Origin of the sequence: Aurantiacibacter gangjinensis, assembly GCF_001886695.1 — a bacterium.
Taxonomy (GTDB): domain Bacteria; phylum Pseudomonadota; class Alphaproteobacteria; order Sphingomonadales; family Sphingomonadaceae; genus Alteraurantiacibacter; species Alteraurantiacibacter gangjinensis.
Map to the genome: position 1 here is coordinate 2239123 of NZ_CP018097.1, position 15717 is coordinate 2254839.

Annotated in this window: 14 protein-coding genes; 1 reads left to right on the top strand and 13 read right to left on the bottom strand. The window is 62.4% G+C overall.

The annotated features are described in order from the left end of the window. Positions 1-15: 15 nt before the first annotated feature. The 8 genes from BMF35_RS10935 to pyrH form a co-directional block, all read right to left on the bottom strand. Positions 16-702: an OmpH family outer membrane protein gene (locus tag BMF35_RS10935; RefSeq protein ID WP_047005967.1), complete on the bottom strand. Its 687-nt coding sequence runs from the start codon at positions 700-702 to the stop codon at positions 16-18. Continuing rightward, complete coding sequence (gene bamA / locus BMF35_RS10940) at positions 702-3419, bottom strand: outer membrane protein assembly factor BamA (RefSeq protein ID WP_047005968.1); 2718 nt, start codon at positions 3417-3419, stop codon at positions 702-704. The genes BMF35_RS10935 and bamA overlap by 1 nt, the downstream gene beginning before the upstream one ends. Before the next feature lie 189 nt (positions 3420-3608). Further along, a complete protein-coding gene (gene rseP / locus BMF35_RS10945) occupies positions 3609-4661 on the bottom strand; it encodes an RIP metalloprotease RseP (RefSeq protein WP_047006533.1) in 1053 nt (350 codons plus the stop codon). Positions 4662-4712: 51 nt separating this feature from the next. Next, entirely contained in the window at positions 4713-5867 is a 1155-nt protein-coding gene (dxr, locus tag BMF35_RS10950; RefSeq protein ID WP_047005969.1) for a 1-deoxy-D-xylulose-5-phosphate reductoisomerase, read from the bottom strand. Continuing rightward, complete coding sequence (locus tag BMF35_RS10955) at positions 5867-6703, bottom strand: phosphatidate cytidylyltransferase (protein WP_052765922.1); 837 nt, start codon at positions 6701-6703, stop codon at positions 5867-5869. The genes dxr and BMF35_RS10955 overlap by 1 nt, the downstream gene beginning before the upstream one ends. Then, positions 6690-7331, bottom strand: coding sequence for a polyprenyl diphosphate synthase (gene uppS / locus BMF35_RS10960; protein ID WP_047005970.1), 642 nt, complete (start codon positions 7329-7331; stop codon positions 6690-6692). The genes BMF35_RS10955 and uppS overlap by 14 nt, the downstream gene beginning before the upstream one ends. A gap of 163 nt (positions 7332-7494) precedes the next feature. Continuing rightward, positions 7495-8049 (bottom strand): ribosome recycling factor, encoded by a 555-nt coding sequence (gene frr, locus BMF35_RS10965; protein WP_047005971.1) that lies wholly within the window; start codon positions 8047-8049, stop codon positions 7495-7497. Positions 8050-8052: 3 nt separating this feature from the next. Further along, positions 8053-8775, bottom strand: coding sequence for a UMP kinase (pyrH, locus tag BMF35_RS10970; protein WP_047005972.1), 723 nt, complete (start codon positions 8773-8775; stop codon positions 8053-8055). 157 nt (positions 8776-8932) lie between these two features. Here pyrH and BMF35_RS10975 point away from each other — a divergent pair, with 157 nt between their 5' ends. Further along, complete coding sequence (locus BMF35_RS10975; RefSeq protein ID WP_236781522.1) at positions 8933-9763, top strand: metallophosphoesterase; 831 nt, start codon at positions 8933-8935, stop codon at positions 9761-9763. Between the two features lie 343 nt (positions 9764-10106). On the opposite strand, the gene tsf is transcribed toward BMF35_RS10975, so the two are convergent. The 5 genes from tsf to BMF35_RS11000 form a co-directional block, all read right to left on the bottom strand. Next, positions 10107-11033 carry a translation elongation factor Ts gene (tsf, locus tag BMF35_RS10980; protein WP_047005973.1) on the bottom strand — a complete coding sequence of 309 codons (927 nt, stop codon included), beginning with the start codon at positions 11031-11033 and terminating at the stop codon, positions 10107-10109. Positions 11034-11151: 118 nt separating this feature from the next. Then, on the bottom strand, positions 11152-11937 hold the full coding sequence (rpsB, locus tag BMF35_RS10985) for a 30S ribosomal protein S2 (protein ID WP_047005974.1): 786 nt from the start codon (positions 11935-11937) through the stop codon (positions 11152-11154). Between the two features lie 524 nt (positions 11938-12461). Next, on the bottom strand, positions 12462-13421 hold the full coding sequence (locus BMF35_RS10990) for a CDP-alcohol phosphatidyltransferase family protein (protein ID WP_064971394.1): 960 nt from the start codon (positions 13419-13421) through the stop codon (positions 12462-12464). Then, positions 13418-14170 carry a phosphatidylserine decarboxylase gene (locus tag BMF35_RS10995; protein WP_047005975.1) on the bottom strand — a complete coding sequence of 251 codons (753 nt, stop codon included), beginning with the start codon at positions 14168-14170 and terminating at the stop codon, positions 13418-13420. Before BMF35_RS10995 ends, BMF35_RS10990 begins: the two co-directional genes overlap by 4 nt. A 56-nt stretch (positions 14171-14226) precedes the next feature. Continuing rightward, positions 14227-15627 (bottom strand): helix-turn-helix domain-containing protein, encoded by a 1401-nt coding sequence (locus tag BMF35_RS11000; protein ID WP_047005976.1) that lies wholly within the window; start codon positions 15625-15627, stop codon positions 14227-14229. Between the last annotated feature and the right edge of the window lie 90 nt (positions 15628-15717).

The following is a 15717-nucleotide window of genomic DNA, read 5'->3' on the forward strand; positions in this document are numbered from 1 at the left end:
CATTTCCCTTACGTTTTAGCGACCGGTTTCGGCAGGCTGGGCCTGCTGCTGCTGAGCCTGCTGCTGCATCGCGCTGAGCACGAGGATCTGCTGCACCTGCTGGTACAGGCCGACCAGCGCTTCTGTCGGCTGGAAGTCGGCCGGCGGCGTGATCGCGGCAGCGGGCAGGCGGGTGTTGATCTGGTCCGTCACGGCCGCAGTCACGTCGGCAGCGGGCGCGTTATATACAACTGCATCGGGCGCGATCACGAACTGGATGTTGTTTGCCGAGATCACAGCTTGGAGCGAGGGTTGGTATTGCTGCGCAACCTGCTGCAGCACATAGAGACGCGCCAGCTCGATCGGGCGCTGCAATTGGGCGATTTCACGGTCGATCGCTTGGATCTGCTGCACGGTCGTGTTGCTGGCATCCTGCGTAACGGCCTGCTCGGTCTGGTCCAGCTGGCCGTCGCCATTGGTGTCGAAGCTCTGCACCAGCTGCTGGCGCTGCTGCTGGCGCTGATTGATCGTGGTCAGCTGCGTCTGATACTGCGTGTTGACCTGCTGATAGCCGGTCTGGAAAGCCTGCGAACGGATGACCGCTGCAACGATGTCGGCGGTAGCCATTCCGTTAACCTGAGCCACCGCGGGCGCGGTCATGACAGGCATGGCAGCCGTGGTGGCGAGAACGGCGAGAGCTGCCGATTTCACGAGAGTTTTCATTAGAATTGCGTTCCTACATTGAATGTGAATGTTTTGGTTTCGTCGCCGCGCTGCGATAGCACATCGTAAGCGATATCGATCCTGAACGGACCGAAGGGCGAGTTCCAGTTGACGCCGATACCGGCGGTCACACGCGGCGAAGCGGTGTCGCCGACGAATTCCTCCACGAATGGCGGCAATTGCGTGCCGACAGGCGAGTTGGTGCGGCCATCGGGCGCGATGGGATTGATCGTGAGGATGCTGTCCACAACAGCGCCCGTGTCATCCAGCACGAATTGCTGGAACAGCGGGTTGCCCTCGCCATCGCGCTGCGGGATGAACAGGCCATCGGGCAGCGGACTATTGGTGAGCTGCGGCGTCTCGACATTGAAAACCGAGCCGACATCGACGAACACAGACGGGCGCAGGCCCAGCTCGCGCGCGCCGGAGCCGAGCGGGATCTCCAGCTCTGCCCGGGCGAGGTAATAGGCGTTGCCGCCCAGCGCATCGTCCTGGTTACGTTCGTCGCCGATCGGCAGCAGATCGTCCTCGTCCAGTCCGTCGCCATTTTCATCGAGATAGAAACGGCGAACAGCGCGCGGGCCGACGCCGCGAATGTCGAAGCCGCGGATCTGGCCTTCGCCGAGGAAGAAGCGGTCCACCAACAGCACATCGTCGCCGAGGCCGTTGATATAGCCGCCTTCAAGCGAGAGCGAGCCGACAAAACCGCTACCAAGCGGCCAGAACCGCGCGGCATTGGCGCGGATGCGAAGATAGCGCGTATCGCCGCCCAGTCCGGCAAACTGCACGGTCGCAGAGGCATTGGTGCCGCGCGTCGGGCGAATTCGGCTATTCAATGTGGAATAGTTGAGCGAGACGCCGAGGATCGACTGCAAGCGGTCACCAATGGCATCGCACAGGTAACGGCCTGCCAGCAGCGGCTCGCAGGTCGCTTCGCCATCGCCGTCGAAATCGGCGAAGAACTGCTGCTCCGAAATGGAGACTTCCTGATAGTTGAGCGTGTAGGTGCCCAGCAGGCTCATATATTCGGTCAGCGGCACGCCGGTGCGCAGCGAGAAACCGGTGGTCGCCTGCTCGAAGGTCGCGCGGTCGCGATCGAAGAAGCCGTTATTATAGTCCTGCCGGTAAATGTCGAAGCCCAGCGCGATATCGCGGTCGAACACTTTGGGTTCGGTGAAGCTGATATTGCCCGAGCGCGAGAAGCGCGAATAGTTGACGCCGATCCCGACCGTCTGGCCGCGACCGCGGAAATTGTTCTGTCGGATCGAACCGTTGAAGATGAAGCTTTCGAGCGAGGAGAAACCGGCGGACAGCGAAAGTTCGCCGGTCGGGTTTTCCTGCACGTTGGCCTGCAGGATGATGCGGTCGGGCGAAGAGCCTTCGACCTGCTCGACCTCGAAGTTTTCCTGGAAATAGCCTAGCGAGTTGATGCGTGCGGTAGTCCGCGCGACCTGCAGGCTGGAGAAAGCGTCGCCTTCCGCAATACGGAATTCGCGGCGGATCACCTTGTCCTGCGTCAGCGTGTTGCCGTTGATTTCCACCGCCTCGACATAGACGCGCGGCGCATCGGCCACGGTGAAGGTCACGTCCATGGTGAGGGTTTCGGGATTACGGACAATGCGCGGGCGCACATCGGCAAAGGCATAGCCGAATGCGCCGGCGGTCTCGGTCAGGCCTTCCACCACCTCGTCCACCAGTTCGGCATTGTACCAATCGCCTTCGGAGATGCGCAGCTGGCTGGTAAGCTGTTCGCTGGAGAAGTCGCGCAGCTGGCTAACTACTTCGACATCGCCGAACCGGTAGCGCTCACCCTCTTCCACCACATAGGTGATGATGAAGTCGCGGCGGTCGGGCGTCAGCTCGGCCACGGCGGAGACGACGCGGAAATCGGAATAGCCTTCGGTCAGGTAGAACTGCCGCAGGCGCTGCTGATCGACTGCCAGCCGGTCCGGGTCGTAGCTGGTGTTGGAACTGAAAATTGCGAGCAGGCCCGCCTCGCGCGTGAACATCTGGTCGCGCAGCTCGCCATCGGAATACACTTCATTGCCGATGATGTTGATCTGGCGGACCTTGGACTTCGGACCTTCCGAAATCTCGAAAATCACATCGACGCGGTTCTGGTCGAGCATGACCATTTGCGGTTCCACCGTCGCAGCGAAACGGCCCTGCCGCTTGTACAGCTCGATGATGCGGGCGACATCGGCGCGCACGCGCGAACGGGTGAAGATCTGGCGCGGCGCCAAGTTGATCTCGGGGACGATTTCATCCGCATCGAGGCGGTTGTTGCCCTCGAGAATAATGCGGTTGATGATCGGGTTTTCCTCGACCTCGATCACCAGATTGCCGTTGTTGAAACTGATCTGGTAGTCGGCGAAGAGTTCCGTGCGGGCAAGGTCGAGCAGCGCCTGGTCACCGGCGGCTGCGGTGTAGGTCATGCCGGGGCGCAGGCTGATATAGGAGACGATGGTTTCCGCCTCCAGACGCTGGGCGCCCACCACCGAAATCTGGCGGATCAGGTTTTCTTCGGCTTGCGGAGCCGGAGCGGCCTCTACAGGCTGCTGGGTCTGGGCATCACCCTGCTGCGGCAGGGTCGCGGGATCGAGCGGATCGCCCTCCTCCTGCGCGGCGACCTGCATCGGCAGTCCGGCCAGCATGGTGCAGCCCAGCAGGGCCACGGAAAACTTGCGAGAAATGATCGTGTTGATCTTGGAACTCATTATCCGTCCACTCTTGTCGACACCCAAACCCGGCAATCCCATAAACCGCTTTCGACCCCCAGCGGTCATTCATGGTCCGGCGATCCGGGCGAACAGCGCCCTTGCCCGATGCCACACTGGCAATCAAGCGAACTTGCCGAAAATGGTGCCGAAATGACTGTCCTTTCCCCACGAAAGGGTTTTTACCGCCTAGCTGCCGAACATCGGCAGTTTGGCGATATCGATCACTGTCACGAACAGCATCAACGCCAGCACCACTGCGATACCGGCCCTCATGGCCCATTCCTGACTGCGCGCGCTGGCCGGTTTTCCACGGATGGCTTCCGCCGCGTAGAAAGCCAGATGGCCACCGTCGAGAGCGGGGATTGGCAGCAGGTTGATGAACGCCAAATTAAGTGAAATGAGCGCGGCGAAGAAGGCGAATTCCACCCAGCCGAGCGACAGCCGCTCGCCCGAAAGCTTGGCGATGGTGATGGGTCCGCCCAGTTCTTTCACGCTGCGCTTGCCGGTAATGATCTGGCCGATTCCGGTGACCATCATGTCGGTTATCCGCACGATCTCGACACCGGCTTCGCCCAGCCCTTCTATCGGCCCAACGTCCACGCGCTCGCCCGCTGCGGCGTAAACGCCGAGCATACCCAGCCGGGATTCGTTGCCGAAGCGGTCGACCATATCGATGGAGGCGATCTGCACCGGCACGCTGCGCTCCAAGCCGTTTCGCTCCACGCGGATGTCGATCGTTTCACCCGGATAGGGCGCGACCAGACCTTGCACGTCGCTGAAATCGTCAATCGGCTCGCCATCGATGGCGACAATCCTGTCACCGGCAAGAAGACCTGCCTCCTGCGCCACCGATTCCTCGGCGAAGCTCTCAATCACCGGAGGGGTGACGGCCTTGCCGAAGGCCATGACAAAAGCGAAGAGGATAAGGAAAGCGATCAGCAGATTGGCGGCCGGGCCAGCACCGACAATCAGCGCCTTCTGCCACAGTTTCGCGTGCTGGAACGCGCCGTCTTCCTTCGGTGCGGCGGGGTCCGGCATACTGGCCGGGTTCATGTCGCCCTTGAACTGCACATAGCCTCCCAGCGGCAATGCCGAGAGCTTCCAGCGCGTGCCGCGACTGTCGGTATAGCCCGCAATTTCGCGCCCGAAGCCGACGGAAAAGGCTTCCGCCCCCACACCGAACCAGCGACCTACCAGATAGTGGCCCAGCTCGTGCAGCACGACCAGCGGCCCCAGCATCAGCAGGAAGCCGACAGGGTACAGCCAGAACGGAATACTTTCAAAATCCACCTAGGCGGGCTCCATCATCTCAGCCGCACATGCCCTCGCCTCGGCATCGACGGCGAGGACATCGTCGAGGCTGGCGGGCGCTGGCGGCGCGTAATTGTCGAGAGTTCTAGCCACTATTGCCGAAATTTGCGTGAACCTGATCTGACCGTCGAGGAAAGCCGCGACGGCCACCTCGTTCGCGGCATTGAGCACTGCCGGCGCCGCACCGCCAGCATGGGCCGCTTCTCGTGCCAGTTTCGTTGCGGGAAAGCGCTCTTCATCGGGTGCAAAAAACGTCAGCTCGCCAATGTTGGCTAGGTCCAGCGGCTTTAGATCGGTGTCCATGCGCGCCGGATAGGCCAGCGCGCTGGCGATGGGCACGCGCATGTCGCTCGGCCCCAGCTGCGCCAGCGTAGATCCGTCGCGATACTCGACCATCGAGTGGATCACGCTTTGCGGGTGGACGATGATGCGCAAGGCATCCAGCCCGATTGGGAAGAGGTGGTAAGCCTCGATAAATTCCAGCCCCTTGTTGAACATGGTGGCACTATCGACGCTGATCTTGGCGCCCATGTCCCAATTCGGGTGCGCGACAGCCTGCTCGGGCGTGACCGCTTCAAGTTCGGCCAGCGATTTGGTGCGCAGCGGACCGCCACTGGCTGTGAGCGTGATCCAGCGCACATCGGCAAGGTCGTTTCCTTCCAGGCACTGGAAGATGGCATTGTGCTCGCTATCGACCGGCAGCAGCGTTGTGCCATGCTCGGCAACCTTGGCGGTCATTACCTCGCCAGCCGAAACCAGCGCTTCCTTGTTGGCGAGCGCGACGGTGTGGCCCTGCTCTATCGCGGCCATGGTCGGGCCAAGCCCTGCGCAGCCGACGATGGCGGCCACGCTGATATCGACCGGCATGGCAGCCGCATCGCACAGCGCCTGCTTGCCCCCGGTCGCCTCGATACCTGATCCGTCCAAATGTTGCCGCAATTCCGGCAGGCAGCTTTCATCCCCTACCACCGCCAGTTTTGCGCCGAATTCGCGCGCCAAAGTCGCCAGCTTCTCCGCCGAGCAATTGGCGCTGAGCGCGGCGACATCCCACGCATCGCGATCGCTCCGCAGCAGGTCGAGCGTGGAATCGCCGATAGAGCCGGTGGCCCCGAAGATGGAAATGGAGCGGGTCATCAAATCTCGAGATTGAATAGAGCAAACAGGATGATGATGCCAACCACCCAAGATACAGCGATCAACCCGTCCACCCGGTCGAAGAAGCCGCCATGGCCGGGAATGAGATTGCCCGAATCCTTGAGCGCCGCGCGGCGTTTCATCCCGCTTTCGAGGAAATCGCCCGCTTGGGCGATCACGGCAGCCCCGGCGCCCACGACCGCAGCCAGTAGGACGGAGCGATCGGTGGCATAACCGGCGATGACCGCCATAACCGCGCCAGAAGCGATCATGCCGCCAGCCAGCCCGGCCCATGTCTTGGAGGGACTGATTTTCGGTGCGATCTTAGGCCCGCCAATTGTCCTGCCGGAAAAGTACGCTCCGGTATCGGTGGCAATGACGGCGGCGATGATGGCGATTACGGGCCAGGCCGGCATTCCCTCCGGCATGCCCAGGACTTGCGCATTGCCGAGCACAGCCAACACATATGCGCCGAAACCGACATAGATTACGCCCAACGCAACACCCAGCACACGGCGTAGTGGCTGTTTCGTCATGCGCCAGATGATGCGCACCCATTCGCCCAGCGTCACCAGCCCCACCAGCATGGCGAAGGCCGACCACCAATAGTCCCCCGCCCACAGCGCTGCCGCGGTAATGGCGACCATGACCAGCCCGCTCGCGGCGCGGACGGGCAAGTCGCCGGTCCGCACCCATAGCGGCACGGGCATGACTTTGACCGCCAGCGCCTTGATCTTGTCGCGTCGCCGTTCCCCCTTGGGGCGTTTGCGGCGCTTCTTCTTCTGCGCCGGCTCTACCGGATGCGGCGTTGCGCCGGTATCGTCACCTGCCGCCATAGCGTCGCTCCCGCGTCACGAACTCTTCGCAGGCATCGCGCAGATGATCTTCGGTGAAGTCGGGCCACAGCACATCGAGAAACAGCATCTCGGCATAGGCGGCCTGCCACAAGAGGAAGTTCGACAGGCGGACCTCGCCGCTGGTGCGGATCAGCAGGTCGAGCGGCGGCAGATCGGCAGTGTAGAGATGCTTTTCCACCGTCTCCAGGTCGATAGAGCCCTCTTCTGACGCCTTTTGCGCCGCGCGCACGATTTCCTGCTGCGCGCCGTAATTCAGCGCCACGGCCAGCGTGCGCTCGCCGTCCTTCGTGCGCTCCAGCGCATCTTCCAGCCGCTCGACAATATCAGGCGCGAAAGCGCTGTAATCGCCGATGATTTTCAGTCGCACCTTGCGCTCGACCATGTCGGCCAAATTGGCTTCGATGAAGCGGCGCATCAGGTTCATCAGGTCGGAGATTTCGCTGTCGTCACGCTTCCAGTTCTCGCTGGAGAACGCGTACAACGTCAGGCATTCCAGCCCGAGATTTTCCGCCGCCTGCACCGTACGACGCACAGCCTCGCCGCCCTGCTTGTGGCCCAGCGCCCGCGGCAGCCCGCGGCGTTTGGCCCAGCGGCCATTGCCATCCATGATGATGGCGACATGGCGGGGGTAGTTAGATGGGGCGCTCAAAGCCCCCTCCTCTTCAGAGGAGGGGGTTGGGGGTGGTGCCCCATGCATGCGACACTTGCGTGTCGAAACCACCCCTCGATCCCCTCCTTTGAAAAGGAGGGGAGGACGGAAATCGCACCAATCACTGCGTCAGGATTTCCTGCACCTTCTTGTCGACCGCGCTGTCCACGTCGCTCACATGGCTGTCGGTCAGCTTCTGCACCTCGTCTTCCAGACGCTTGCGGTCGTCTTCGGAGATTTCCTTCTTCTTCTCGTCTTCCTTCAGCGCCTCGTTCGCGTCGCGGCGAACATTGCGGATGGCGATCTTCGCCTTCTCGCCATATTCGCCTGCCAGCTTGGCCAGTTCCTTGCGGCGTTCTTCGTTGAGGTCGGGCATGGGCAAACGCACGGTCTGGCCATCGGTCATCGGATTGAGGCCGAGATTGGCCTTGGTGATGCCCTTCTCCACGGCAGAGACATTGGTCTTGTCCCACACCTGCACGGCCAGCATGCGTGGCTCCGGCGCGGAGACGGTGGCGACTTGGTTCAGCGGCATCATCGCGCCATATACTTCCACCACGACCGGATCGAGCAGGCTGGTATTGGCGCGGCCGGTGCGCAGGCCGGACAAATCGCCCTTCAGGCTTTCGACCGCACCATCCATGCGGCGCTCGACGTCGCTCTTTTCGTATTTCATGGCTTACTGGTCCTTCTTCACGATTGTCTGCACGCCCTCGCCCGCCAGCACGCGCGCGACATTGCCCCGTTCGCGGATCGAGAAGACCACGATGGGGATGGCATTGTCGCGGCACAGCGCCACGGCAGAAGCGTCCATGACTTTGAGATTGTCCGCCAGCACCTTGTCATAGGTGACTGTATCGAAACGGGTGGCATCGGGATTGCGCTTGGGATCGGCGTCATACACGCCATCCACACTGGTGCCTTTCAACAGCGCATCGCAGCGCATTTCCGCAGCGCGCAGGGCCGCGCCGGAATCGGTAGTAAAATAGGGCGCGCCCACACCGGCGGCGAAAATCACGATGCGCCCTTTTTCAAGGTGCCGCTCCGCCCGGCGACGGATCACAGGCTCGCACACCTGGTCCATCTGGATGGCGCTCTGCACGCGGGTATCGACGCCCAGCTGTTCCAGCGCGCTCTGCATGGCGAGCGCGTTCATCACGGTGGCCAGCATGCCCATGTAATCGGCCTGCGCGCGGTCCATGCCCTGCGCTGCGCCTGCCATACCGCGAAAGATATTGCCGCCGCCGATGACGAGGCAGATTTCCAGCCCCGTTTCCTTTGCCGCCTTCACCTCTTCGGCCAGCCGCAACACATAGGCAGGATCGATGCCGAACTCCTGCTCCCCCATCAGCACTTCGCCCGACAGCTTCAGCAGGATGCGTTTGGTGTCGGGGAGGAGCATTTGGTGAAGTATCCCTTGAAAAGGCGCGCGGTTTCGCGAGGCTGTAGAGGGAGCGGTCCGCCCTGCCAAGTGTTCCCCGGCGGTTTTGGCCAACAGGCTTGTGCGAAAGAGCGGCACGCTTAAGCAGGCAGTTATGGTCCGATGGCTTTCCCCGATATTGCGCCGCTGGAAGTTGTGGCTGCTGGTCGCAGTCCTGATCGCTTTTGCGCTGGGCGCGAAGGCCTGTGCGGACACGATGGCCGATCCCGAAATCCTCCGCACCGAAGTGGCCTTGAAAGGCATGGCACCGGGCGCAGAGCCGGTGACGGTGGCATTGCTTTCCGACATTCATGTGGCGGGGCCTGACATGCCGCCATCGCGGCTGGCGGAGATCGTCGAACAGGTCAACGCGCTGGGCGCGGATGCCGTGTTCATCGCTGGCGACCTGGTCAGCGAGAAGCGTACGGCGACGCATATCTATACCGCCGAAGAGGTCGTCGCTCCGCTTGCCGGGCTGGACGCGCCGCTGGGCGTGGTGGTGGTGCCGGGCAATCACGATCACTGGTTCGATTGGGATGGTCTGCAGGCAGGGCTGCGCAGCCACGGCATCCGCGTGCTGCAAAACGAGGCGGCGCAGATCGGGCCGCTGGTGGTGGGCGGCGTGGACGATGCCTATACGCGGCGGGACGATCTTTCCGAAGTGTTGCGCCAGATGGAAGGATTGGAAGGCGGACGGCTGATCCTCACCCACAGCCCCGATGTCTCGCCGCAGGTGCCGGGCGATATCTCGCTGGTGCTGGCCGGGCATACGCATTGCGGCCAGATCGAAGTGCCTTTCATCGACGCAGTCCGCAGCATCTCGGCCTATGGCGACCGGTATGCCTGCGGCGAAGTGGTAGAGGGCGGTCGCACCACCATCGTCGGCGCGGGTCTGGGCACCAGCCTGCTACCCCTGCGCTTCGGCACCCGGCCCCAGGTGTGGCTGGTTACACTGCGGGGCGTGGATTAGTCTTTCCTACACGCTGTCGTCTGTCGCAGCTTCGCGGCGGCTCTTTTCCATCGTCGGTCTTGCCTTAGCCTCTCCGGAAGACGCGTTTCGCGCCTCTCCGGTCTGAGTGTCAACTTTGCCCGAGCATAAAGTCCAATCTTTACAGGTAAATAGTCGATTGACGAAGTTGACAGTGTCAACTTCGTAACATGCCCAACTCATCCGTTCCGAACGCACGAAAAAGGCCGCCGAAGCGCGAACTCCGGCGGCCTTTTTGTCTTAATCGCGAGTCCCAGCGAAGGCTGGAATCTCTCGCCACAATTCGCGAGGTCCCAGCCTACGCCGGGACTCTCCGCTTGATCAGTTACCGTCCGGCCAAGGCCGCGACTTCGGCGCCGAAGTCGCCCTCGTCCTTCTCGATGCCTTCACCCAGCTGGTAACGGACGTAATCGACCAGTTTGATCGACGCGCCGGCTTCCTTGGCGGTGCGAGCGACGTGCTCTTCGACAGTCGCCTTGCCGTCCTTCACGAAGATTTGGCTGAGCAGCGCGTTTTCCTTGGCGTATTTCTTCACCGCGCCTTCGACCATCTTTTCCTGCACGTTCTCAGGCTTGCCGCTTTCGGCAGCCTTTTCCTGTGCGATGGCACGTTCACGCTCGATCACGGCCTGGTCGAGGCCATCGGCATCCAGCGCCTGCGGGAACATGGCAGCCGCGTGCTGGGCAACGTCCTTGCCCAATGCCTGCAGCACATCGTTGCTGGCATCGCCTTCCAGCGCCACCAGCACGCCGATCTTGCCGAGGCCATCAGCAGCGGCATTGTGCACGTAAGGCACCACGGCGCCCTGCGAGACGGAGATGGTCTTCATGCGGCGCAGCTGCTGGTTCTCGCCGATGGTAGCCACGTTGTCGGTCAGCTTGTCGCCCACCGTGCCGCCATCGGGATAGGATGCAGCCTTCAGCGCTTCGACATCGTCGCTTTCGAGGCCGAGTGCGACGTCGGTCGTCTTACGCACGAAATCCTGGAACTTGTCGTTCTTGGCGACGAAGTCCGTTTCCGAGTTCACTTCCACGGCCACGCCGCGAATGCCATCGGTGGCCACGCCCACAAGGCCCTCTGCCGCGGTGCGGCTGGACTTCTTCTGCGCGGTTGCCAGGCCCTTGGCGCGCAGCGCGTCGACGGCAGCTTCGATATCGCCATTGCTGGCTTCCAGCGCCTTCTTGGCGTCCATCATGCCCGCGCCGGTCTTTTCGCGCAGGGCCTTCACATCGGATGCGGTAAATGCAGCCATGGTTCGTATCCTCTAATTGGAATGGGGCCGGTCCGCCCATGGGGACGAACCGGCGCATTGTCGCTGAAATGTGACGCGCGGGCGTCAAATCAAGCCGCGTGCGCGCATCACCGGAAGATCAGGCGTCGGCCTTGGCCTCTTCCGCCTTGGGTTCCTCGGCAGCCGCTTCGGCGGGCGGTGCGTCCATGGCGCCGATGTCGGCACCTGAATCCACCACGCCTTCGGTCGAGCCGGTCGAGGCGGCTGCTGCGATCGCATCGCAATACAGGCGCACGGCGCGGCTGGCGTCGTCATTACCCGGGATCGGGAAAGCGATGCCGCTAGGATCGACATTGGTGTCGAGCACGCCGATCACCGGGATGCCGAGCACGCCTGCTTCCTTGATGGCGAGGTCTTCCTTGTTGGCGTCGATCACGAACATCACGTCCGGAATGCCGCCCATGTCGCGAATGCCGCCCAGCGACATTTCCAGCTTGTCCTTCTTGCGCGTCAGCTGGAGGACTTCCTTCTTGGTCAGCAGGCTGGTGTCGCCGGCCAGCTTTTCCTCGAGGTTCTTCAGCTCGCGGATGGAGCCGGAGATCGTCTTCCAGTTGGTGAGCATGCCGCCCAGCCAGCGGTGGTTGACGAAGTGCTGGCCGCACGAACGCGCTGCCTCGGCAATCGGCTCCTGCGCCTGGCGCTTCGTGCCGACGAACAGCACCTTGCCGCCTGCGCGCACGGTGGAGGACACGAAGTCGAGTGCGCGCGCCATCAGGGGCACGGTCTGCGACAGGTCGATGATGTGAACGCCGTTGCGCGCGCCGAAGATATACGGCTTCATGCGCGGGTTCCAACGGTGGGTCTGGTGGCCGAAATGTGCGCCGGCCTCGATCAATTGCTGCATCGTGACGGTAGGAGCCGCCATAGATAATTCCTTTCCGGTTTAACCTCTGGAAGGCAGGGAACCGACCCTTGGGAGAAGACCCGCGGGCAGCACCGGTATGTCAGCGCCTTCCATGTGAATTTGCCGAACGATGGCACGTGCGTTGATTCGCAAACGCCTGCTCGACGGCGCGCCCTTTAGCTGTGCTTCAACATAAAAGCCACCCTCAAACGACACCGACCGGAAAAAATCGCGGTATTCTGCCGATTTTTGCTTCTACGCGGTTTTACGGATGCAAGCCTGGAACAGACGTGGAACAAAATTGCTTGACCAGCTGGAACATAGGTGGAACAAAGGGTGCATGAACGGGGCGCAGCGGAACCGCGAAGTCACCCCGCAGGTTAATGCAGCGACCTCCGGGTCACGGAAAGGACATATAATGGCTCTGGCATTTGCGATCTCGGTGTTCGTCGGCTTCGTGGCCGCGCTCGCCCTTGCTGTTTGCGCCGCGTCGCTGCGCTTCGCCCTTGCGCGTGGCCGTGAAGCTTATGCCGAATTGCAGGCGATCAATCGCGCTTCTTCGCCAAAGCCTGTTCGACTTCGTCGACCGCAAGAGGCTTTTGCGATGGCGGCGGTGTAGCGCTCCCGTCGGCAGCAGCAGCCCGCGCGTTAGCCCGCCTTATGCGGCCATAACCGATCGCCGCCCACGCAATCAGCGCCATATAGACGACTCCGATCAGGATCAGCGTCCACCACGTCTCCAACAACAGGCCGCCGACCATCAGGCCAGCCAAGGCAATCAGAGCCAGCTTCGCATCGCCCTTGGGCCGCAGCGATTTCCAACTTGGTGTGGCAATGCTCGATACCATCAGCAAGGCAATGAAGATGACCCAGGGCCCCACCAGCAATGGATCACGGAAAATATCTTGGCCGGTCGCCAGCCAGAGATACATGGGCATGAAAGCAAAACCCGCTCCCATCGGTGCAGGCACTCCGGTGAGATATCCGGCTTTCTTGCGCGGCCCGTCGTCAGCATCGATCTGCGCGTTGAAGCGCGCGAGGCGCAGCGCGCAGCAAATAGCGTAAGCCAGCGCCGCCAACCAGCCGAAGCGCGGCGCCTCGACCAGCGCCCAGAGATAGAGCACCAGCGCAGGCGCGATGCCGAACCCGGCGGAATCGGCGAGGCTGTCCAGCTCCGCCCCGAAGCGCGACTGCGCCTTCAGCAGCCGCGCAACACGCCCATCCATCGTGTCGAGAATGCCGGCAATAATCATGGCGAACACGGCCTGCGGCCATTGCTCCGCCACGGCAAAAAGGATGCTGGTCAGCCCCGATGCAAGCGCAGCGGTCGTAATGGCATTGGGCAGCACGGCCCGCATCGAAAGCCCACGACCTCCGCGCGAACGGGTCACAAACTCGCCCTCGCTTGCCCGCGGACCGAGCCATGCAGGCCCCGGCGGTGCTGTGTCGTCCTGGTCGAAATCGTCGGAAGGGTCGCCCCGGCCATCGTTTATATCGCCGCTCATTGATTGACCCCTTCCAGCAGGCCCGTCGTGCCGATCTCGGCAAGGATAGTCTCGCCTGCAATCACGCGCTGGCCCAGCAACACCTTGGCGTCCGTGCCAGCAGGCAGATATATATCAACCCTGCTGCCAAAACGGATCAGCCCGATGCGCTGGCCAGCCGCCACAATGTCGCCCGGCTTCACGAAAGGCACGATCCGCCGCGCCACGAGCCCCGCGATCTGGGTGAAGGCGATGCGCGTGCCATCGGCCCGCTCCACCAGCATGTGCTGGCGCTCATTATCGTCACTCGCCTTGTCGAGATCGGCATTCATGAAGCGGCCCGGCACATAGATGATACGCCGGATCGTACCGGCAATCGGAGAGCGATTGATGTGCACATCGAAGACCGACATGAAAATGGAGATGCGCGTCACCGGGTCGCTGCCGAGGCCCGGACTGCCATCTTCTGCAGCATTCTGCATTTCCACCGGCGGCGGAACCTGTGCGATCAGTGAAACCTGCCCATCGGCTGGCGATACAATGGCATTGTCACCCTGCGGCACGACCCGCTCCGGGTCGCGGAAGAAGGCGAAGATGCCTGCAGAAAGCGCCGCCAGAAGCCAGCCTAGCGCTTCCCATCCCACGACCAGCCCGAAGAACAGCGCGACACCGATGGCGATGACACCGAATTTGCGGCCTTCGGGATGGACCGCCGGCAAGCCCCATTCCGCCTCGCCGCGACCGCGATTGTCTCTGAGTTCACCTGACATGCGACTCGTTTAGGCAAAGCCGCCCTGCGCCACAAGCGCAGCCCCGCTCACTGCGGTTAATTCACTGAGAAATCGAAGGGGACGCCACTCTCGCGGAAGCGGGCGGGCACGAGTTCGCGGCCCATGGGTGGGGCCGAACGCGCGATGCAGCGTGGGCGATGGCAAAGCCTGCACGATACACCGATCGGAACAGGCTCCACGTCCGCCAACACGTCGCCATAGACCAGTCGGCCAGCATGTAGGGCAGAACAGGCGAGCGCCACCGAACGAAGCACGCGGCGTTCGCCGAAACCGCCGCCGCCCGCGCGCACGGTGCGGGCGATCGACACGTATCGCTCGCCATCGGGCATCTCGATCATCTGCGCATCGACCTGGAAGGGTTTCGCAAACACCTCATGGATGTTCCACAACGGACATGCGCCCCCATGCCGTGCGAGCGGAAATCCCGCCCCGTCCAGCCGCTTGGACACATTACCCGCCCTGTCGACGCGCAGAAAGAAGAACGGCACGCCCTCCTCGCCCGGACGCTGCAAAGTGGTGAGCCGGTGCGCGGCCTGCTCGAAGCTGACATCGAAGCGCGCGGCCAGCGCCTCGATATCGTAGCGGAGTGCCTCGGCGCCTTTCCGGAAGGCGTGGTAGGGCATCAGGAGCGCAGCCGCCCAGTAGGATTGCAAGGCGCGGTGGACGAGCGCGCGCCCGTCTTCACTGGCGAAGCGCCCTTGCTGGGCGATCGCCGCGATGGCATCGCCCTGCTCCAATATGGCGAGTTGCAACGCGGCCTGGAAACGCCTGCCCGATGCAGGCAGCCGCTCTGCAACATAGATCCGTCGCCGGTGATAATCGTGCCAGCGCGTGCCGCCGCGCATCAATCCGTCATCGGCGACCTGCACATCCAGCCCATGCGCCTCGGCGATATGTGCGCGCATCGCCTCGAAACTGTCGAGGCGGCGCGCCTGCTCTGCCGCGCTATCGTCGAGCGAAGGGAAGCAATTGCGGCGCGCCGCTAAGAAAGCGCGCGCTTCCGCGACCGCGTCCGCCGCGCTTTCTCCGTTGCCAGTACCACTCTGTTCGCGCCGCGCGGCCAGAGCCAGCTGCTCTTCTCCGAAAGCGGTATGCAATCGGAGGAGCGCCTCGGCCATGCCCGGATAGGATGTGGCGATGTCCTCCACATCGAGTGGCGCAATATCGATGTCGGCAAAAAGAGGGTCACGCAGCGCAGATTGCAGGCGGGCCGATGTTTCGTCGGCATTCGCGTCTGCCAAATCGGCCACGTCGATGCGATAGGTCGTAGCGAGCTTCAACAGCATTTCCGCCGTCACCGGACGCTGGTTGCGCTCCATCAGCGCGATGTAACTGGCAGAGATGTCGAGGTCGCTCGCCATATTAGCTTGCGTAAGCCCCAGATCGCGTCGCAGCTTTTTCAGTCTCGGGCCAAGATACAGCGTTTTTCCGGCCATTGGGCGGTTCTCCGTGTGACGCACTTTACAGCTGTACACACAAATCTTGTAAAGTTCGACAACTTTACCTCAGACGGCGCGACATCGTGC